Genomic DNA, 21,244 nt, shown 5'->3' on the forward strand with positions numbered 1-21,244 from the left:
TCGCCCGCCAACCACTCCGCCGAGAGTTTGGCCACAGTTCCCGCCAACAGCAGGAGCGCCAAGCGCCTCTGAGGGGGCTACACTTTTGTGGACGCCAAATTTGAGGGAGAATGAGACTCCCCAAAAATGAGGTGTCCGATGAGTCAAAGTCGCAGCAAGAGATATCCGGCGGAGTTCAAGCGCCGCGCATTGGATCTGGTTGAGAGCTCCGATTTGTCGGTAGCTGAGGTCGCCAGGCAGTTGGATCTCAGCCCCAAGACGCTCTACAACTGGCGCACAGCCGAGAGGACGAGCCCAATCTCTGGGAAGAGCTCCTCTAGCCAGAAGGATTTAGAGCAGGAGAACAAGCGTTTACGCAAAGAGCTGGCGCGCCTGAAAGAGGAACAGACGATTCTAAAAAAGGCGTGTGCGTACTTCGCCAAGGACATCCCGTGAGGTAGGTGCGCCTTCATCAAGCGGCAGAATGCGTATCACGCCATAGATGCGCTTTGCCGTGTATTGGATGTCCAGAAGCGGATATTATGCATGGCTTCAGCGCCTGGAATCTCCACGAGTGGAAGAGACTCGGCTTCTGGGTGAATGGATAGCGGAGATATTCCATGAGAGTCGAGATACGTATGGCTCACGGCGCATCCGCCAAAGCCTGATTGAGCATGGCGTGCGCGTCAGTCGTCGTCGCATCGCTCGGATCAAAAGGGGCTTGGGTTTGGTTTGCAAGGCGCAGCGCCGCTTCAAAGTGGTGACAACGGACTCAGATCACGCTCTGCCTGTTGCGCCAAACCGCCTGAACAGAGAGTTTACGGCGTCCCACCCAGATCGCGCCTACGTTGGCGACATCACCTATGTGGCGACCAAAGAGGGGTGGCTCTATCTGGCGGTGTGAATCGATCTCTATTCTCGCTGCGTGGTCGGCTGGTCTATGGCCGATCACATGAAAGCTTCGCTGGTGACCGACGCCTTGATGATGGCCTGCTTCAAGCGCAAGCCCTTGTCAGGCCTATTGGTTCATAGCGACCGAGGCAGTCAATACGCCTCCAACCTGTTCAGAAAGCTGTTGCGGGAGAAGGGCTTCATCCAAAGCATGAGCCGATCCAGGGATTGCTGGGATAATGCGCCTGCCGAGAGCTTCTTCGGCACGCTCAAAACTGAGTTGATCACAAATCGTGTCTACGATTCTCGCCAAGAGGCCATGCAGGCGATTTTTGAGTACATCGAGGTTTTCTACAACCGACAGAGGAAGCATTCAACAATCGGCTATATGACACCTGCTCAGTATGATCAAGCGGCCAAAATTCCCGCTTAAAACTGTCCACAAAAGGGTTGCCCCATCAAACCCAACAGGGCGCCCCTTGGGGCGCCCTGTTGGGTTTTGGGTCGGGGATTACTGGCTTTTGCGGATGGCGGTGCTGATGCTGATGGAGTTGTCGCTGATGTCGGTGTCCACCATGGCCATGAAGCTGCCGTCCGGGGTGATAAAGCCGACGCCGTTGTAGCCGCTGATCATCGTGGTGGAGGTGAATTTGCCGCTGCTTGAAATCGTGTAAGAGCCGCTGGTGGTGGCGAAGGCCGAAGAACTCGTGCCCTCCAGCTTGCTCAAGCCGGAGTAGCCGCCTTTCCCATCTGCGGTGAATTGCCCGAAAATGGAGGCCGGGGATTTGACATACCCCATGTAGTAGTAGTCGCCCAAGACATTGGAGGCGCTCAGGCTGCTGCCCTGTTTGCCCGCCACGCCGAAGCCTTTGTAGGTGTTGTTGAGCAGCGCGCTGGAGTAGTACGTGAGTACGCTGAGGTCTGAATTAAACGCCCCTTTGAGTTCATAGCCATTGCTCTGGGTGGCGGTGAAGACGCCGTCGCTGGAGAGGGAGTAAGTGAGCGTGCCGCTTGAGAGCGAGCCGGTGGAGCTCACCGATTGGCTCCATGTGCCGGAGCCGGCGCCATCCAACGTGATGGTTCCATAACTGGTGGCGGGGACGTTTTCAGCCCAGACGTAGTGGTAGGTTCCGGCGCTGTCCGCCAAGCTCAATCCACTGGGGGCGCGCACCGACATCGCCAGGGCGGGGTTGCCGCTGGAGGTGTTGACCATGACGATGACCTCGCCGTCATTGGTCATGGCGCCGATACCGTCTGCGTTATCGCCCTTTTCGAAATATTTGCCCGTCGAGTCCACAGAAGCGACGCCGCTACCGCTGGCTGACAGTGATGTGGAGCCCAGTGAGAGGGAGACGCTGTTGGTCTGGTTGCCGGAGCCGTCATAGGTTTCGCTGTATCCGACCAGGACGCCGATGTTATAGGCGTTGGAGTAGTAAACGGCCCCCCCCGTTGAAGGTTCCCGACAGCGACGCGGTGCTCACCGAGCGCGTCCCCAGGGTGTCTTGCAGATGCTCTTGGGCGGCGGTGGCGCTCTGCAGCGAGCGCGCGCTTCCGCCGTCGGCGCTGCTGACGGTTTGAATCATGCTGCTGATGGTGATGCCCGAAGAGGTGTAGTTGTCGAACGCGGAAGTGCTGACGTTGAAATCCAGCGTCATGCCGCTGCGCGACAGAATCGAGGCCTGGGCGCGCATGTTGGCGGTAATGGCGATGTTGCCGTCGGTGGCGTCGTCCAGCGATTGCAGCAGGCGCGCCATATTGACCACGCGTTGATCGGTGGAATCCGCCACGCCCGCCATGGTCAGCGGCGTCACCGTGCCCGAAGCGGTGGCCGAGCCCAGCAGGATGCCGCCGCTATCCTCTCCCAGATAGAAGGTGACCGTATCGCCATCCACATAGGTGTATTGGCCGCCGTTGCTGGTGAAACCGCTCTGACCGCTGGTGGTGGTGTAGTAGAGCCCATCCACCGGCGCGTCGGTGAAGATGCCGGTGCTGGTGGTGACGCTGGTTGCGCTGCTGCTGCTGGAGGAGCTGGAGCCGCCGCCCCCGCCCCCGCATGCGGAAAGTGAAATAACCAAAAGCATGGATGCTGTCAATGAAATTGCGGGTTTCCCCATGGTTTGCTCCTTCTGGTAATAAAGTCTGGGCTGAGAAAAATCTAACCCACAGAACTGGAGAGTTCAACAAATATAATATTAAGGGTAAAAAATATCAATGTATGCTCATGTTTTGAGGTGATATAAGATAATTATTGTTAATATGATTTTATTTCATACGTAAAATGCAGAAGGGAATCGTTTTTATCATCTATTGGAGAGGGGGCGTTCTGTCTGTTTGTTGTTGTTCTGTGAATTATTAATGTTATTGCATCGGTGTGGCGCATGGCGTGTGTTGGGCGCCCGGTCAGCTCTCTTTTGCCAGAGGTTGCGGGTAGAGGAACTGCTCCACCACCTCCAGCAGACGCGCTTTGCGCACGGGTTTGGTCAGATGCATATTGCATCCGGCTTTTTGGGAGCGCTCTGCGTCTTCGCGCATGGCGTGGGCGGTCAGCGCGATGATGGGCGTCGGCGGTTGACCAGGTCTGTTACGCGCTTCCCAACGGCGAATCTCCCGCGTGGCGGTGACGCCATCCATCACCGGCATCTGGATATCCATCACCACCAGATCGAAGCGCTCATGGGTGAAACGCTCCAGCGCCTCGGCGCCATTGAACGCCTCGCTGGTTTCATAGGCGTCACTATGGAGAAAGGCGTGCGCCAATCGGAGATTGTCCGGCGCATCGTCCACCAGAAGGATGCGCTTCGGCGCGCCGAGGGCGTGTGTGCGAGTCGATGAGGGGCTCGGTTCAGAAGAGGGGGGCGCAAGGCTTATGGGCGCGGGTCTTAAGGGTAGCGTACACAGGAAGCTGGAGCCTTTGCCCAGTTCGCTGCGCGCTTCAATGGAGCCATCCATGGCGTGCAGCAGTTGTCGGCAGATGGTTAAACCCAGGCCGGTGCCGCCATAGCGCCGGGTGACAGAGCCGTCACACTGCTGAAATGGCTGAAAGATCGAATCCAAGTGGTCGCTGCTGATGCCGATTCCGCTATCAGCGACCTCGAGCAGGAGTTGCTCTGGGTTCGGCGTGGAGGCGGTAATGGTCACTTCGCCATGGTCGGTGAATTTGATGGCGTTGCCGGTGAGATTGATCAGCACCTGCTTGAGCCGCTGCACGTCAATGAGAACAGGCTGAGTCAGTTGCGGGGCGATGCGGCTGGTCAACGCGACCCCTTTGCTGGCCGATTGCGGCGCAAACATCTGAATGACGTCCTCAATAGTCTCTTGCAAATTGGTGGGCGCTTCCTCCAGGGCCAACTGTTTGGCTTCTATTTTGGAGAGGTCCAGCACGTTGTTGATGAGAGAGAGCAGGTTCTCGCTGGCCAGGCGCAGAATGTTCAAATCCTCCCGCTGCGCCTCATTGAGCTTGGACTCGGCCAGGAGTTCGCCCATACCCAGAATGGTGTTGATGGGCGTGCGGACCTCGTGGCTCATCACGGCGAGGAACTCGCTTTTGGCCTGATCGGCGCGCTGCGCGGCCTCTTTGGCGCGCACCAACTCGCGGGTGCGCTCCTGCACCTTCAACTCCAACTGCTGCTGGTACTGCAGGCGCAAGGTCTCAGCCTGACGCCGCAGGCTGGTGTCCTCGACGCTGGACCAGATGAACTTCTCCCCGCCCAACTCCACCAACCGGCCCGACAGACTGACTGGAATGCGTTCGCCGGATTTGTGCAGATACTCTTTTTCGTAGGGACCATATTGACCGGTGCGCTCCAACGCTTTGAGCTGTTCGGCCTCCTGTTCGGCGTACTCCTGCGGGGTGATCTCCCAATAGCTGAGGGACTTGGCCTCTTCCACGCTTTGTCCGATGATCTTGCCATAGGCTGGGTTGACGTCCACCAACTCCCCATTCATGCGGCACAACGCCAAACCGGTGGGGGAGTGTTCAAACAGCATGCGGTTGTAGCGCTCGCTCTCCAGCAGTTTATTGCGCGCGGCGCTCAGTCTGCGCACGTAGACGATCAGGAAACCCACGGCGATGAGCAGCAGAGTGATGATGAGCAGGACAAGAGCGCTTTGCAGCGGGAACTGATGCATTGGCGAGTGGGGCTGGTTGTACAGTTGATGCGGTTTGGGCAGGTTTTTGATGGAAATATTGAAGCGTTTGAGCGCCTGACTGTCCAGTTGGGTGACGTGGGGCGCTTTCTGCAGCTTGGGGATGGCGTCCGCGTTTACGCCATTGAGCAAAGCTTCGACGATCTTTGCTGCGCGTTCTCCCTGGGTCTGGCCGCTGGTGACGGCGCCGCCGACGATGCCCAAACCCGGGCGGAAGCCCCAGGTGACATAGACGGGGAGCGCGGCGTGGGTGGCCGCCAGCGTATGGCTCTCTTTGAGGGTGAGCACCTCTCCGTTGCGGTCACGGATGAAGCTCATATAGATCACCACTGCGTTTTCCGGCATGTTGGCCAGGGCGGTTTTGAGCTCTTCGATGCTCAAGATGTTGAGGTGAAAAAAGCGCAGTTTGTGTTTGTATTTCTGTTCCAGCCGATGCGCTTTTTCCGCGTAGGAGAGGCCGGATTTGGTGGCGTCGGAGATGAAAAACACCTCCTTGAGGTCCGGGTGCAGGCGCATGGCCAGTTTCAGGGTGTCCTCCACCCCAAGGTTCTCCTCCACGCCATAGACGTTTTCCAATCCGGCGATGCGGGTGGGTTGGACATTGTCCAGGCCGCAGAAGACCCACGGCGCGTCCGGCGCAATCTGCGCGCGATAGGCTTTGAAGAAGTCGAATGCATTGTCATCGGAGGTGATGACGTAATCGATATTCAGGTGGCGATATTTGGCGATATACAGCTCCGCCAACCGCGCCATGTGCGCCGGGTTGGCGTGGCGCTTGGTGTCCATGTACTCCACAAACAGCTCCACGTCGGAGCGCTCGTCCAGGAGTTCGCGAATGCCGGTGGTGATGTTATCGGACCAGAAGTAGCCGGGATGATAGGAGTTCAAATAGAGAATGCGATGTTTTTCCGCCGCCCTGACGGGAGCGATTTGCAGGCCTATCAGCAGGGCGCAGGTCAGCATCACAAGGCGGAGCGTCCACCCTGCGGCGATATAAAAGACGTTATGATCGAAAGCACGTGCGCCGCATCTCATGGGCGCGATCCCCATAAAAACTGCAAATACAGGCTATTGTCCCAGTGAAATTAACATGTTTGTAGGGGGGCGTCACGCACGTTCGTTGTTGTGCTCACGTGTGTCGGTCGTTTGCTGTGGCGAATTGTCATCGGTTGGTTCTGAGGCGTTCGCTGGCGGCTTTTTGCGAGCTGGGGGCGGCTTGAGTTTGTCAGCGGTTTATAAGAAGTATGAGCCTAGGAGGAAAAGGCCAATACCGCCGCCAAGAGTGAGAATCAGGGAGATCACAGCCTCTTTCAGATCTTTCCCGATGAGGCTGGTGAGAATCGTACATCCCCCGCTAAACAAAACTTCGAGACATGCGATGGCGCACGCCACGCCAAGGAGGTAAAAGAGAATCCTGATCATGTACCAGGTCCGTCAAGTGCGCGCGGGGAATGTGTTAGGTTGCTGAGACGGCGTTATCGCCCTTTTGCCGTCTGCGGGCGATTTTGAACACCCGGATGGCCAAGTAGAACGCTCCGATGCCCAGGGCGATGCCGCCTGTCACCAACAGCGCCACTTGAATATCGAAGCGCTCATGGAAACCAATAAAGGCGAAGCAACCGCCGACAAACAGCAGAATCAGCGCCAGCAGGAGCAGCAGCAGGCCCAGCAGGTAGAGTCCGGTGAGGATTAGGAAGCGTTGCATGGCGGATTCCTCTACGCGTTGCCAGGAGTGAGAGGCTGGCGATGGAACAGATTATAGGTGTCGAACGGGACGATCTTCAAATCCGGCGTCACGAAGTGGATGCAGGAGCGTTTGACCGCCCCCAGGCAGAAGTTGTAGCGGTCGAGGAACTGCACGATGGCGATGCGGAAGATGTCCGCATAGCCCAGGTTCTCCGGCGCGGGGATGCGCGGCAGGCAGCACAGCAGCGACTCCATGCGCTCGGCGGCGTTGAGCTCCTCGCTGGACAGCGAGCAGGTCTGCATTAGGCGCGCGCGCAACTCGGCGTTCTTTTCGAATGAGATGCTGTTGGGGGCGGCGGCGACCAACTCCTGCAACGGGATCATGCGTGTCACCGGGACCAATTCATCGCCGTTGCGCAGGCCGTAGGCGATGGCGATCCCCTCGGGGTTGCACGGCAGCGGGATGATGTCGGCCTTCTCAAAATGGCGCGACTGCTGGGCGATGCCGTTGCGGATGTCTCCCAACAGCATGCGGTCGCGCTGTTTATCGAAATTGGGGTTGCGTCCGGCGTCCTGGATCGGCTGAAAGGTGACTCCGCGCACACAGCGCCAGGACAGCGCATGGTCGATGATGGCCCCCAGTTCGTCTGAGTTGACGCCGTTCTTCACCGTCGCCACCAGGGTGGTGGAGATCCCTGCGTGCTCCAGGTTCTCCAGCGCCCGCTGGCGCACGTCGGTGACGTCCGAGCCGCGCAGCGCGGCCACGGCGGCGGGGCTCACCGCATCGAATTGCAAGTAGACCTCAAACCCCGGGCGCAATTCGGCCAGTTGCGCCACGAAGTCGGCGTCCCCGGCGATGCGCGCGCCGTTGGTGTTGAGCATCAGGTGGCGAATGGGTTTGCGCTTGGCAAGGCGCAGAATCTCTAAAATATTCGGGTGTTCAGTGGGTTCGCCGCCGGTGATCTGCACCACGTCGGGCTCGCCCTCGCTGTCGATGAGGGCGTCTATCATCGCCTCTACCTGCGCCAGCGGAAGATGGGTGCGCTTGCTGGGCGAGGCGTCGGCGAAGCAGACCGGGCAGTTCCAGGCGCAGGCGTCGTTGATCTCGATGAGGGCGACGCAGCTGTGCTGTTCGTGGTCGGGGCAGAGGCCGCAGTCGTGGGGGCAGCCGTGGACGATTTCCGTCTGCCGGGTGAGGGGTTTGTCACCGGGCTTGATCAGTTGTTTACTCTGATGAAAGAAGTCGATGTCGGCGGCGACGCGGGTTTTCTGCGCGCCATGCTCGGGGCAGCGTTTGAGGTGATAGACCGCGTCATCTTCGAAGAGAATTTTGGCGGGGATCAGTTGCAGACAGGTTTCGCACAGGGCGGTGGTCTGGCCGTAGTAGACATAAGGGGTGGAATCAAGCGCCACAAAGCTCTCCGAATGTTTCCAATAAGCTCAAATGTAAAAATGTTTGTGTGCCATAGGCCTGGCTTGCGCTGACTATTGGCCGCCGACTGGTCGGCGGCGGGGTCTGGGGCCTGTGGCCCCAGCGGGTGTGGGCGGAGCCCACGGTGTGGCCGTTAGGGGAGTTTGAGGGCGCAGCCCTCAATATCTTTCATCTTCCCGTACAGTATTTTTTGCTTGTCGCCAGACCATCCACAAACTGTACGCCATCAGCCCCAGACAGAGCCAGTGGAACAGGTTCAGCCCCCCCGCCAGTGGGCCATAGGGTTTGTGGAACTCCCACACAAAACGTTGCGCGCCGTAGATGCCTACCACGCCATAAAACCCATAGTGAATGACCCACTCCGGCGCGCGCCAAAGACGCCACAGCAGAAACAGCGCGGTAGCCGCCATGGCGGCGGACTCGTAGAGTTGCACCGGATGGCGGGGAGTCCCGTCGCCATAATCCCAGCCCCAGGGCAGATCGGTGGGCAGGCCGTGGGTGTGGTCATCCAGGCCGGAGAGGAAGCAGCCGAGCCGACCCAGGGCGACCACCACGCAGAAGGGCAGGGCGTAGATGTAGCCGGTGGAGCCGCGCACGCCGCGCATGAGCTTATATAGCTCCACGGTGAGGATGGCGCCCACCAGGGCGCCCAGGATGCTGCGTCCCACGCCGGGAATGTCGGAGAGGATCAGATTCCACGTGCCGAAGAGATGCGCGCCGAAGCTGCTGCCGATGAGCAGCGCCAGCAGATAGTGTTTCCCCGCTCGCTGCGAGGTCTGGGCATAGGCGGCGACAAAGCGCCAGCGATAGACGCCATACCCGGAAGCCGCAGCGACACTGAGCGCCAACAGGTCGAACAGCGTGTGTACGCCGTTGATCGGCAGGGGGAGCGTCATGGCGTCAAGTGGGTCAGACGTAGCGTCCGGTGATGGCGGAGATGGCGCGTTCAACGTTGATCAATGGCTGCTCCGGACCCGACGGCAGGGTGACCAATCGACCATCGATGTGGTCGGCAATGGGGTAGGCGTTGGGATCGTTGGCGATGTGCGGCAGGCGATGCAGTCCGACGCCCTGCGCGGCGCACTGAATGTTCTTTTCCGCCAGTTTGGCGATCAGCGCATTGCGGTCGTCGGCCAGCCACTCGGCGCGCAGGGGGATCTCGCCTGCGTCCAGATTGGCCGCCAATGGCGTCAGGCCGGGGAAGTCGCCCAGACCCGCCAGATAGGCGCGCTGAATCGCCCGCTGGCGCTCCAGCCGGGCGGGGATGCGATCCAACTGCGCCAACCCCATGGCCGCCTGCATGTCGGTGAATTTAAAGTTGCCGCCCAGGCGGGCGATCTTCTCGCCCATGACGCCGCCCACTTGCCCCTGATTGCGCATCTGGCGGGCGATCTCGGCGTCACGGTCATTTTGGCAAACCAGCACGCCGCCCTGGCCGGTGGTGAGCAGTTTGGCCAGCCCTAAGCTGAAGGCTCCAAAGCGGCCAAACCCGCCGAGGTATTGTCCTTTGTGGCGGGAGAAGAGCGCTTGGCAGGCGTCCTCCACCACCGGGATATCACGCTGTTCGGCGATGGCGAGGATCGCCTCCATATCGGCGGCGATGCCGTTCAGGTGCACCGGCACAATGGCGCGGGTGCGTTCGCTGATGGCGCGCTCCAGCTTGGCCGGATCCAGCACCGGGCGCTTCTCTTCCAGGTCCACCAGACGCACGGTGGCGCCCAGCAGCAGCGCGGCGTTGGCGGTGGCCACCCAGGTGCGCGCAGGCAGAATCACCTCATCGCCGGGGCCGATGCCCAAGCAGAGATAGGCCATCATCAAGGCGCTGGTGCCGTTGGGCACGCATACGGCGTGGGGGACGTCCAGACGCGCGGAGAGTTCGCGTTCGAAATCGTCGGTGATGGCGCCCTGGCTGATGCGTCCGTTGCGCATGGCTTCAGCGATGCGAGCGATCTCCTCTTCGCCCACATCGATGCGCCAGACGTTCACCGGCTCAGGCTTTGTGCTCATGAATGGCTCTCCTGCTGGGCCAGAATCCGGTCCAATTCACGATTGTCGAACGACACCTGGCACCACTTGGCGCACAGGGGGATGTCCGCGCCGGAGGCGATCTCATCAAACAGCGCGCGTTTGCGTTCGCTGCGCCAGATGTCGGTAAACGACTGTTGATAGATATTGCCGAAATCGCTGGCTTTGTACCAGTGGCGGAAGCAGGCGTGGAGATTGCCCTGGAAATCCATGTTGGTGCGAAAACGCACGCCGTGGCAGGTGCGCCAGTCGGCGGGCGGGGCCTCCAGCGACTCGCCGGGACGCGGGAAGCTGGGCCAGCGAATCTCCACGCCCGGGATTCGGTCGGCGGCTTCCAGCAGCGGGAAGAGTTCGGCGGGCGCGGCGTTGAGCTGGCCATCCTTGTTGATCTTGTTGCGGATGATCAAACGATCTCCGCCCACGCGCTGGAACAGATCGGTCATGTCGGGCAGGGAGTCCCAGTTCAGGTCATAGGTGACCATCTGCATGGCCAGTTGAAACGGCAGATCCTGCGCGCGCCGCAACTGATCCATGAAGGTGAGATTCTCCACCAGTTTGTGGAAGTCGCGTTCAGGAACCTGGTGCACCCGCGCATGGGCTGGGGCGTTGCCGCCATTGATGGAGAAACGCGCCCAGGTGAGATAGGGCAGGATCTTCTCCGCCCGCTTGGGGACCAGCGGCAGACCGTTGCTGCTCAGGGTCATGGCCAGCCCCAGTTCATGGCCGCGCTGGACGAATTCGGGGAAATCCGGGTGCAGCGTCGGCTCGCCGGAGCCGGCGAAGTAGACTTCGGCGCCGCCTTCGGCGCGGAAATCCTCCAGGAATTTCAGGAATACGTCGCGATCCATGAAGGTTTTCTTGGGATCGTACGGGTCGAACTGCTGCGGGCCGCAGTGGGCGCAGTTGTGGTTGCAGCCATGTACGATGGCCACTTCGATGGCCAGCGGGCCGGGGTTGCCGCCCGCCAGCCAGGTCTGCACCCGCTCCGGGTGGTCGGCCAGCTTGCCGCCGCCGATCTTGATCTTCTGCATCACCGACATGGTGTTTGCTCCTGCTCGCCAGCGCCTGGAGGCGTCGTGGGCGATGAAAGAGGCTGGTCTGTGGCGCAACCCCGGTCAGGGCGCTGCTCCCGGACCTCGCTTAGTTTGCCTGCTCTTCTTGCGCGATGGCTTGCGCCAGCCGCTGAATGATCTCGTCGATGGCGCCATCCGCATCCCGTGGGGTAAAGCCTGTGGCCTGCACGAATTTGTCGATCTTCATGGTGATATCCACCGGCCAGCGCTCGGTGAAGCCGAAATCATTGATGTGGCAGAAGTTGACGTTCCAACTGGGAACCGGGCCGATGTTCGCTTCATAGGCCTGTTTGAGCCCCTCCAGCAGCTGCGCGCGGGTCCACGGCTTGGGGCCGCCCAGATGGAACGTGCCGGTGAGCCCGTTGTCGGCCAGCAGCGCCAACCCTTGGGCGGCGTCATCCACATGGATGGGGCAGAAGCGCTGGTCGGTGGCGCAGTTGATTTGACTGCCTTTGTACCAATCGAACAGCCAGGCGGTGATCAAGGTGGATTTGAGTGGGTCTGTGCCGTAGGTCTTGGAGAGCCGCACGATGATGTGGTTGTCCGGCGCTTTGTCGCGCAGATACTCCTCCACCGCCAACTTCTGCTGACCATAGGTGACCAGCGGGTTGGGCGCGTCGCTCTCCACATAGTCGCCCTTTTCGCCGTCGAAGATGGAGTCCGAGGAGCTGAAGATCGGCGTAATGCCCCGCGCCAGCAGGGTGTCGATCAGCTCCTTGGTGGTGATGACATTGATGAGATTGGAGCCCAATTTGTCCTGAATGCAGCGCAGCAGATTGCTCATGGCCATGAGCACATAGGCGTGGGTGAAGGGCCCGTGCTCATCGATGAAGTCGTCCAACTGGTCCAGCGGCGGCGCAAACTGGAACATCCCCTCGTGGGCGCGATTGTAGTAGGTGGCCACACAGCGTTCCGGCCCCAGATGGGCCGCCAGATGACGCCCGATAAAGCCGGAGCCGCCGATGATCAAGTAGCGATTGTTCATGAGGCCCTTTCCGCTTGCGGGGCTTGGACAATGAGGATGTCGGGACGGACGATGCGCGCGGCGATGGTTTCGCCCACGCCGGGCGGAAACGCCATCAGCAGCACCGCGCGGGCGGGCAGATCCTTGGCCGCCAGCACCGGTTTGCCGCAGTGGCTGCCGCCGATCTGCGCCGGGTCGTCCACCACAAAGCCGCGCGCGGTTTCGCCCAGTTGCGCATAGAGCCAGGTGGCGGCGATGGCGGTGCCGAACAGATAGAGTTCGCGCTCGGCGTATTGGCTGAACTGCTGCGCCGTGAGCGACAGCCAGCGCCACTGGTCATTGAGCAGCTGCGCGCCCCACTCCGGCGCGGGGGTGGGGGCGTTGACGCGCTCATCGCGGGGGCGGGCGATGAGGGTCATCTCCTTGGGGTACCACCCCTGTTCGCAATAGAGAATCTCATAGCCCGCTCGGCGCAGGGCGTAGAGCAGGGCTTCGCGATGATAGTGCGCGCCGTGGTCGGCCACCAGCAGGTCAAACGGGCTGTGCTCCAGGTCTGGCACCTGAATCATCACCACCCCGCCCGGGGCGATGCGCATCTTCAGCGCGGTGAGAAACAGAATCGGATCCGGGGCGTGTTCAAACACATGGTTGAGGGTCACCAGGTCGAATTCGCCCGCGATGCGCGCCACCGGCTCGGTGGTGAAGGCGACGTTGTCGCCAATGGCCAGCACCGCCGGTTGATGACGATCATCAAACTCCGAGCCGGTCAGATCCCAGCCGGGGCGCTTGTCGTTGAACACGCGTAAAAACGCGCCGTTGCCGCAGCCGATGTCCAGCAGGCGGGCCGATTCCGGCAGTTTGAGGGTTTTGAGCAGCCGTTCAATGACCAGGGACGAGCGCGCCACGGTGGCGCCGTCGGCATTGGCCATGCCCTGCTCGCGGCCGCCGCTGGCGGCGTAGATGTGATAGCTTTCGTAGATCGCCTGGGAGTCGGCGCGCCACTGCGGATCGTCTGGCTTCTGCACGGTTCCGCAGTGGGGGCAGACCCCCAACTGACCGCCCGGACTCCAGGGGCGGCAGTCGGAGGTGACCCGATGGGTGCGGGGAAAATCCTCCAGCAGCGTCAAACGCTCGTGGCCGCACAGTCGACAATGCCCTTCGTTCATGGGATCAGGTCCGTTTGATGCCCTTGTTGACGGCGTGGGAGTAGAAGTTACGGAACATCAGTCCCGACAGCCCCAGACCGGTCTCCTCCATTTTGCTCACCGCGCCCTCATACAGATCACGGTATTTGGGCAGGTACTCGTCATATACGTCGCCGAAGTAGCCCTGCGCCATCTCTTCGAGTTCGCTGTCGGCGCAGTCGCGTTCGATGGCGTCCAGCACGCGGTGGAAGTAGGCGTGTTGCAGGGTTCCGAACTGCTTTTTGATGTCGAGATACTCGGCGGTGCGCGCATCGAACCAGTCGCCGATGCGTTCGCGCATGGCGGCGTTCATGGGGTTCTTCATGCGCGAGATGAGGTTCTCGAAATTGATCTGATTGTTGTTCACCTGCAGCGTCGCCGGGAATTTGCCAAACAGGCCGTCCCAGTGCTTGGCGGCGCGCTCGGCGCGGGGGTCGAGGAAGGTGTATTTGGGCAGCTCCCAGCAGTTCTCCGGCTCAATCACCCGGCCCTCTTGGCGCAGGGTGTCGTAGAGCGCCGAATCCTGCACCAGCATCAGCACGTTGCTGACCTGGTTGGGGTTGTCGACGATATCCAACTCCTTGAGCAGGTCGATGTTGGTGCGCAGGGTCTCCAGGGTGGAGTTGGGTCCGAACATCAGATAACCCATGACGATGTAGAACAGGTCGAGCTTCTGCAGACGGCGGATGGTGTCGATATTCTGCTGCACCGAGGCGCGTTTGCCGTAGTAGTCCAACTCGTGGTCGGAACCGGCCTCCACGCCCACAATCACCACGTCCACGCCGGCCTGTTTCCACAGGCGCAGCAGCTCGTCGTCATCATCGGCCAGCATGGTGTCGCCGCGCATGTAGACCTTGATGGAGAGCTCCAGGCCGCGATCGATGATGTCGTTGCACATCTCGCGGGTGCGGCGCTTGCCCTTGTTGCCCGGGTCCTCAAACGAGCTGTCGGAGAAGTTGAAGATCTTGGCGCCGTACTCTTTGTTCAGCGTCTCCAGCTCATCCACCATGTGCTTGGCGGAGTGGCCGCGCCAGATCTTGCCCTTTTGCAACTTGGTGTAGAAGTTTACCGAGCAGAAGGTGCAGTTGGCGATGCAGCCGCGCGAGGAGATGATGCGCACCGAGCCCAGCAGACCGCCATCGCCGGGATCGCGGTGCAGGGTCTCCAGATTGTCCCGCGCCGGCGGCGGCAGCAGGTCCAGGTCGGGAATCAGCGGCGGCGGCGCGTTTTTGACCGCGCGCCCCTCGGCGTCGCGAAACACCACGCCGGGCAGGCGGGCGTAGTTTAGGTCGCCTTCGGCGTAGGCTTTGATAATGCCCAGCAGGGTCAACTCGCCTTCGCCGATGACGATGGCGTCGAAGCAGGGCTCGCCTTCAATAATCCCTTCGGCCAGGGAGGAGAGGAACGGCCCGCCCAGAATAATCTGCGCCTGCGGGCGGCGCGCTTTGATGCCCCGCGCCACTTCACGGACTTTCAGGTAGTTGACCATGTTGAGCTGGAAGCCGTAGAGATCGGCGTCCACCTCCATGGCGGCGGCGATATCCTCATCGCGCTCGCCAATGCACTGCTGCAGCTGCACCGGCGCCCCGCGCGAGCGCAGGAACGACACCAGATAGCCCACCCCCAGGGGGATCTCCTGTTCATACTGGTAGTCGCCATCCAGCACCACGTTGATCATGGCGAACTCGGGGATCGGCAGCCCTTTGAGAGGCTCATGGTCCTCCAGGGTCAGGTTCAGGGGCGGGGCGGGGTTGCCGCCGCTACAGCCGCCGCCGCTTTGGCCGGGCGGGTTCTTGGCGCTGATGGGAATAAACTGTTTTTGCGGGATCGGCGCATTCATGCGATGACCTCATTGGGAGAAAATGCGTTTGTCCTGAGCCGGGGCGGGCAGGTTTTTCTGAAGAGCGGCGAATTTTTCCGGGTTATGTTGACGAATTGTTCCCAGAAATGCGCCTCGATCATTCGAAAAAGATGAAATCCCAGTCGCCCTCATAGCCGCACTGTTGATAAATCCACACCCACTCTTCGGGCGTGAAGAACGATTCGCAAGTTAGCTGCCAATAGAGCAGATTGACCTTTTCCGCTTCGTTGCGATAGGACTCCACGCTGATGAAGCGGTGTTTTTTCCCCACGCGCTGGATCTCCTTGACCGCCTGGTGCAGTTCAGGCAAGCGCAGGTTGTGCAGCGTGGTGATGGAGACCACCAGGTCAAAGTGGTCGTCGGGAAAGGGCAGAGAGGTGGCGTTGCCTTCAACCAAGAAGGGTTTGACCTCCTCTTTGGCGTGTTCGATGGCGTAGCTGGAGATGTCGAGCCCCTGCACCTCCACGCCGGGAACGGCGCGGGTGAACTCGTGCATCAGAAAGCCTTTGCCGCAGCCGACGTCAAGAATCTTGTCGCCGGGTTGGAGGTTGTACTGTTTGGCCAGTTTGTCGGCCAGCACCAGCCAGCGGCCATCGTATTTATAGCCGCCGTAACCGTATTGGCGTTCGCCATCCCAGTAGTCGTAACCCCACTGTTTGGCGATGTCGGCGCACTGCGCTTTATCGTGGTCGATGACCCGCTGCACGTAGTTGCGCTTGGTGCGGGTGTGCAGTTCGGCCAGAAAATCCAATCGCGCCATGGTATTGTTCCCATTTTTTTTATTATCGTCCGTTAACTTGAAGCCAGCGCCCAAGTTGATCGGCTGCACAGTCTACACAGGGGGAAAAGTCGGACATTCATGGCCGACTTTTCCGGGGTCTGGGGGCCGCTGCCCCCAGCGGGTTGAGGGCGGAGCCCTGCGGGTCCAGGGCAAAGCCCTGGTGGGGTTTGGGGCGAAGCCCCAATATCTTACATCTCACAAAACCAATCGGATGATCGCTCGCGATGACGCTGAGATCGATTAGACGAACATCCCATGCTCTTTGTCCATGGCCAAATAGTCGAGGATGGCCAGATTTTTCGTATGCGCCACACAGTGGTGGGCGCAGTTCTGCGATGGGTCGAACGCGAACAGGCGCTGACGGTTGGCCTCGGAGAACCAGAAATCCTTGAAGCGTTGGTTGGAGATATCCCCCAACAGCCCCAGGTCGGTATAGGCCTTGTCCTGGCAGGTGTAGACCTTCTGATCACCGCCGATCACGGTGAGAAATTGCAGGAAGGGGCAGGTGGTGTAGCTCTTGTTAAAGCGCTCTTCCAGCTCGTGATAGTGGTCGATGACGGCAAAGTCGGCGCTGGCGAGCTTTTTCGCCTCCTCAATCTGCGCGGTGACCTTCTGCATCAAGGGACGATGGTAGTCGTTGTTCTCCGCGCCGCTGTTGGAGATGACGGTTCCCGACAATTTGACGTGGTTGACCCCGGCGCTCTTGAAGGTGCGGACCGCATCGACAATGTGGTCAGCGTTGTCGGCGGTGATGATAAAGCTGATCCCCAGCACGCAGCGGCTGTTGCGCGCGCTGAAATCGCGCATGTTCTGCACCACTTTATCAAAGTCGTCATCCTTGACCCCGCGCGCCTTTACGTAACTGGGACCGTCCCAGGCGTCGATGCTGATGCGCACCCAGGTTCCGTACTCGGCAAAGGCGTCGGCCACGCGCCCCTTCAGGTTGGCCCCGTTGGTGAGGGTGGCGACCTTGACGCCGCCCTGGGCCAGCTTCTCCACCACCTCGGGCAGCGGTTTGTACACCGTTGGCTCGCCGCCGCCGGAGAAGGTGATCGCACGGACCCCCATCTCCAGCACGTCATCGACGATCTCAAACATCTTGGCTTCGGGGATCTGGTCGCGTTCGACCATGTTTTCGCCCAGTTGCAGGTGACTGACCTTATAGGCGCAGTACCAGCAGTCCTGGTTGCAGACGTTGGTGGGCTTGATGCGCATGTGCACCGGCGCGCGCACCGTCTTCTCCTCAAGCGCCCGCAGATGATCTTGAAAGCGAAGGAATTTCAGATTGCTGTACAGCTTGGCCACGGGGGGCTCCTTCCATCGTCCGGAATCAGATCCGCGCGGCGGCGGGTGATTGCGAACGCCGTGTGTGAATCGCGCCGCGGGTGGTGGCGGCGTGTGATGCCGGGTGATTTTCGAGTATGCGAATGATTCCCATGCATACCTTCGGCCAACTGCGGGAACAGGTTGGGGTTTGAGGAAAATTCACCGGCTTTTATAAGGGGATTGACCCGATAGGGCGGGGCCGTGGGGCGTGAAGCCCTGTTGCCGACAGCCAATTTTTCCCCCCTCCCAGGCAAAAATGGTCAAATGATCATCGTCAGTGTGCGGTTTTCCACCCCAAGGGGGAAGGGAGAAAGCTGCATGCGCGGGCGGATCAAGCTGGAGATGATACAAACATGTTAAGAGTGTAAATTTTCCATACAGAAGGTGTGAATAACCAAGGGCCTGGTTTACTTGTGAAATGGCGACTTATGCAGGGAATATTTGGCCTATATGGTTTTTTTATTGGCAAAAAGCGCATTAGCAAATGCTGAATGACATTGAAAATCGCGTGACGGTTTCGTTAACAATAGAAGCTCAAACTCTGGGAACTTTTCCCCATATCACTCTGTCTCTGGCCACCTTGTGTCGGCAGAGAGCTGCGGTGACAAGACGTCTGCAATCGATAGACAGGCGCCTTTGCGGGTGAGGAAACTCCCAATTCAGCAAACCGGTGGAGGATGATGCAACATGAAATGGCATAAATTGGCGTTGACGGCGGTTGTGGCGTTGGGCATGGGCATGGCGGCGACGGCGCAAGCCGGCTCCAAACCCCCGGTTCCCGAGTCGCTGGCGGGGGTGGAGATCGTTGGCTCCGACTTCGTTCTGGACGCCATGGAGAGCGGTTCGGCCAATATCCTGGATTGCCGCAAGGCCAATGCGGTGAGCAGCGATGGCGCCGTGCCGACCTCGTTCAACTGTCAGGTCTCCTCCGGCAAGGCCGATGTGGGCGACGCCGAAGTGGCCGCCACCGCCGACAAGCTCAAAGCCGAGTGCGCGGATCTGGGCGGTTTGGACAAAGCCAAGCCCATCGTCACCTTCTGCAATGGCCTGAACTGCTGGCGCAGCCCCAAAGCCGCGTTGGCGCTGGTGAAGCTGGGCTTCACCAACGTCAAGTGGTACCGCTTGGGCATGAACGACTGGAAAGCGCAATCGCTGCCGCTGGAGTAATCCCGCTTGATTGAGTCGCATCGCCGCGCCCGTTGCACGCCAACGGGCGCGGCGCAAGTTGGATCCTCTGTGACGGACGGTGATGGGCGCCATGCGTAATTTGTCTCTGAGCATTAAACTTTCCGCGTCAAATTTGATCCCCCTCCTCATCATCTTCGTGATGATGACCCTCTTCTTAATCGATTTGAAACAGACCACGCTGACCACCCTGGCCGATGCGCGCAAAGCCGCCTATGGCAAAACCCTGCAGAGCCTGTGGGAGGGGCGCGGCGCTGAGATGCAGCGCATCGCCGGGGCGTTCCGCTCCCAGCGCAAACTGCTCAAGCTGGTCAAGGGCGATGATAAAAAAGCCATCGCCGAGGAGGGCACCAGCGTCTGGAATCGTCTCTCCGGTCAAGAGCAGATTACCAGCCTGTTTTTCTGGAACGCCGGGCGTAAAGAGCGCCTGATTCACCACGTCTCTACTGGCAGCAACGCAGCAGACCCCAATTATGAGGCCGCTTTGTTGCTGCAGATCGACGGTGCCGAGAAAAAGACCGCCGGCTTCGGTCTGGAGATCATGCCCAATGGTCGTTTGGGCATCATGCAGGTCACCCCTTTTTACAATAAGCGCAAAGCGCCCTATAACATGGCGGTGATCGGGGCGGAGTTGGACCCCGTGCTGGCGCAGATGAAGAGTCTGTTGGGGGTGACGTCGATCAAACCAATCGCCCCGGAAGCGGGCTTGAGTGAAGATCGCGTCATGATCGACGGCGGCGAGCTGGACTATGACCTGCTGCTGCGCAACGTGGCGGGGAAGGTGATTGGCGCAGTCAAAGTGCGTGAGGATTTCTCCGCCATTGATGATCAATTCTCCTCCATCAACCGTAAAATCGGCATCGCCTTGGGTCTGGTGATTCTGATTGCGGCGCTGATCTCCTGGCGCCTATCGCGGGATCTGGTGCGCCGCGTGCGCCGCATCAACGCCGCGCTGGATGAAGTGGGGCGCGGCGTGGTGACGCATATGTTGCCGGTGGAGGGGCGCGATGAGCTGGACTCAGTGGCCGGCGGCGTCAACGGCATGGTGATGGGGCTGCGCAGCAACATCCGCGTGGTGGGCCAGCAGTCCGACGCCATGAGCGCCTGTGTGGCGGGCCTAGGGCGCGTGCGCGGCGCGCTGGAGAGCGACGCCACGGCAGCCAATCATTGCATTGAGGATGTCGCCTCCGCCAATGGCAAAATGATGAACGCGTTCGAAGAGATCCGTTCCAACATGGAGCGGGTGGCCGATACCGTGCAGGAGTCCGCCGACGCCGCCGGGTCGCTGCATGAGAACATTCGCTCCATCGCCGCCGCCGCCGGGCAGGTGAGTGGAGGCGTCAATACCGTGGCCGCCGCTTCCGAACAGATGCACGGCAATGTGAGCGAAGTGCGCGCCAACTTGGAGCGGGTCAACGAGGCGGTGGGCGGCGCGCAGACCGACCTGAGCCACATGGCTGAGGGCATGACGCAGATGCGCGACATGTGCGTGATGGCGGGAGAAGAGGTGGGCCAGGCCAGCGAGCGGGCGCGCAACGCCGATAGCGTGATCAGCCGTTTGGACGCCTCCGCCGAAGAGATTGGGAAGGTGGTGGGGGTGATCAAGAATATCGCCGACCAGACCAATATGCTGGCGCTCAACGCCTCCATCGAAGCGGCGGGCGCTGGCGAGGCGGGCAAAGGGTTTGCGGTGGTGGCCAACGAAGTCAAAGGGTTGGCGCAGCAGACCGGCGACGCCACCGCGATGATCTCCAAACAGATCGGCGACATCCAGGCCAATACCCGCGAGGCGTCGCGCTCGGCGCGGGAGATGGCCGAGCAGGTGATCGGGGTGCAATCCAGCATTCAGGAGATCATCGACAACGTGGCCGAGCAGCAGGGCCGCAGTGAACAGTTGGTGGCGCATATGGATCAGGTGGCTGAGGCCAGCCAGGGGGTGATGCGCAACGCACACGAACTGGACGCCGCCGCCCAGGAGGTGGCGCGCACCACCATGGAGTCGGCCAACGGCGCCAACGAGATTGCGCACAACTCCGAAGAGTCCGCCGGTTTTGCCGCTTCAGTGGCGGAGCAGAGCCGTATGGCGATCAAAACCGTGGCCGAGGCCATGGCGTCTGTGAGCCACACCATCGAACTCTCCGAAGAGTCCGCCAAGACCCTGCAAGGGGCGCGCAGCATCAACGAGTATCTGGGCCATTCGGCCCACGCTTTTGCCTTGATGACCCGGGATGCGCAACAGGTCTCCGATACCTTGCAGGAGGCGCAGTCCGGGTTTGAGTCCGGCCAGCCGCCGTTTGACATCCGCGCGGCCAAGGCCGCCTATCTGGATCAACTGATGGCGTTGCAGCAGCTCTGCGAAGGGCGTTTTGCGGGCGATGCCGAGGGGATGTTGTCACAGCTGGATAGCGTGTTGCAGAGTCATGTCATTGGTCCCGCCTGCGCTCAGGGGGGAGTCGATGAGGCGCAGTGTGACGACGCGCGCGCCGCCCATCGCGCTTTTATGGCGGTGGCGCGCCGCGCGCCGGAGCTGAAAGGAACCTTCCTGGATCAACTCAACGCCTCGCGCCAGACGCTGTTTGTGGCGTTGGAGAAGCTCTACGAAGCGGGCATCCGCATGCCGGAAGAGGCGATGAGCTAGCCGTTTCTGATGTCGGATACGATCTCGTAAATTGGAAAAGCCCGGCCATTTTTGGCCGGGCTTTTCATCATTT

The 21,244-nt window shown here is 60.4% G+C and carries 15 protein-coding genes and 1 pseudogene; 3 read left to right on the plus strand and 13 right to left on the minus strand.

Annotation, left to right across the window (positions count from 1 at the left end; all coding sequences use genetic code 11):
- The first annotated feature begins 138 nt into the window (after window positions 1–138).
- A pseudogene (locus MAIT1_RS10890) lies at window positions 139–1,303 on the plus strand (IS3 family transposase).
- Between the two features lie 78 nt (window positions 1,304–1,381).
- On the opposite strand, the gene MAIT1_RS10895 reads toward MAIT1_RS10890, so the two are convergent.
- From MAIT1_RS10895 to MAIT1_RS10960, 13 genes are all read right to left on the minus strand, one after another.
- Window positions 1,382–2,110, minus strand: a complete 729-nt coding sequence (locus MAIT1_RS10895) for a hypothetical protein (RefSeq protein WP_143814782.1) — start codon at window positions 2,108–2,110, stop codon at window positions 1,382–1,384.
- 175 nt (window positions 2,111–2,285) lie between these two features.
- Window positions 2,286–2,951, minus strand: a complete 666-nt coding sequence (locus tag MAIT1_RS10900) for a hypothetical protein (protein ID WP_143814783.1) — start codon at window positions 2,949–2,951, stop codon at window positions 2,286–2,288.
- A 319-nt stretch (window positions 2,952–3,270) separates the two neighbouring features.
- Entirely contained in the window at window positions 3,271–5,979 is a 2,709-nt protein-coding gene (locus MAIT1_RS10905; RefSeq protein ID WP_241893472.1) for an ABC transporter substrate binding protein, read from the minus strand.
- A gap of 493 nt (window positions 5,980–6,472) precedes the next feature.
- The gene (locus MAIT1_RS10915) at window positions 6,473–6,721 is read right to left on the minus strand and encodes a hypothetical protein (protein ID WP_085442307.1); all 249 of its coding nucleotides are present in this window, start codon (window positions 6,719–6,721) and stop codon (window positions 6,473–6,475) included.
- Window positions 6,722–6,732: 11 nt separating this feature from the next.
- Window positions 6,733–8,115, minus strand: a complete 1,383-nt coding sequence (locus MAIT1_RS10920) for a radical SAM protein (protein WP_085442308.1) — start codon at window positions 8,113–8,115, stop codon at window positions 6,733–6,735.
- A 177-nt stretch (window positions 8,116–8,292) separates the two neighbouring features.
- Window positions 8,293–9,030 carry a prolipoprotein diacylglyceryl transferase gene (locus tag MAIT1_RS10925; protein ID WP_198947864.1) on the minus strand — a complete coding sequence of 246 codons (738 nt, stop codon included), beginning with the start codon at window positions 9,028–9,030 and terminating at the stop codon, window positions 8,293–8,295.
- A gap of 13 nt (window positions 9,031–9,043) precedes the next feature.
- Complete coding sequence (locus MAIT1_RS10930) at window positions 9,044–10,141, minus strand: DegT/DnrJ/EryC1/StrS family aminotransferase (RefSeq protein WP_085442309.1); 1,098 nt, start codon at window positions 10,139–10,141, stop codon at window positions 9,044–9,046.
- Window positions 10,138–11,199 carry a radical SAM/SPASM domain-containing protein gene (locus tag MAIT1_RS10935; protein ID WP_085442310.1) on the minus strand — a complete coding sequence of 354 codons (1,062 nt, stop codon included), beginning with the start codon at window positions 11,197–11,199 and terminating at the stop codon, window positions 10,138–10,140. The genes MAIT1_RS10930 and MAIT1_RS10935 overlap by 4 nt, the downstream gene beginning before the upstream one ends.
- Window positions 11,200–11,299: 100 nt before the next feature.
- Window positions 11,300–12,217: an SDR family oxidoreductase gene (locus tag MAIT1_RS10940; protein ID WP_085442311.1), complete on the minus strand. Its 918-nt coding sequence runs from the start codon at window positions 12,215–12,217 to the stop codon at window positions 11,300–11,302.
- Window positions 12,214–13,362, minus strand: a complete 1,149-nt coding sequence (locus tag MAIT1_RS10945; protein WP_085442312.1) for a class I SAM-dependent methyltransferase — start codon at window positions 13,360–13,362, stop codon at window positions 12,214–12,216. Before MAIT1_RS10945 ends, MAIT1_RS10940 begins: the two co-directional genes overlap by 4 nt.
- 4 nt (window positions 13,363–13,366) lie before the next feature.
- Window positions 13,367–15,220 (minus strand): B12-binding domain-containing radical SAM protein, encoded by a 1,854-nt coding sequence (locus MAIT1_RS10950; protein WP_085442313.1) that lies wholly within the window; start codon window positions 15,218–15,220, stop codon window positions 13,367–13,369.
- 118 nt (window positions 15,221–15,338) lie between these two features.
- A complete protein-coding gene (locus MAIT1_RS10955; protein WP_085442571.1) occupies window positions 15,339–16,001 on the minus strand; it encodes a class I SAM-dependent methyltransferase in 663 nt (220 codons plus the stop codon).
- A 261-nt stretch (window positions 16,002–16,262) separates the two neighbouring features.
- Window positions 16,263–17,327 carry a radical SAM/SPASM domain-containing protein gene (locus MAIT1_RS10960; RefSeq protein ID WP_085442314.1) on the minus strand — a complete coding sequence of 355 codons (1,065 nt, stop codon included), beginning with the start codon at window positions 17,325–17,327 and terminating at the stop codon, window positions 16,263–16,265.
- Between the two features lie 708 nt (window positions 17,328–18,035).
- Here MAIT1_RS10960 and MAIT1_RS10965 point away from each other — a divergent pair.
- Together MAIT1_RS10965 and MAIT1_RS10970 are read left to right on the plus strand one after the other, a co-directional pair.
- Complete coding sequence (locus MAIT1_RS10965; protein ID WP_085442315.1) at window positions 18,036–18,515, plus strand: rhodanese-like domain-containing protein; 480 nt, start codon at window positions 18,036–18,038, stop codon at window positions 18,513–18,515.
- A 91-nt stretch (window positions 18,516–18,606) separates the two neighbouring features.
- On the plus strand, window positions 18,607–21,171 hold the full coding sequence (locus MAIT1_RS10970; protein WP_158089438.1) for a methyl-accepting chemotaxis protein: 2,565 nt from the start codon (window positions 18,607–18,609) through the stop codon (window positions 21,169–21,171).
- Window positions 21,172–21,244 lie beyond the last annotated feature (73 nt).

The organism is Magnetofaba australis IT-1 (assembly GCF_002109495.1).
Taxonomy (GTDB): domain Bacteria; phylum Pseudomonadota; class Magnetococcia; order Magnetococcales; family Magnetococcaceae; genus Magnetofaba; species Magnetofaba australis.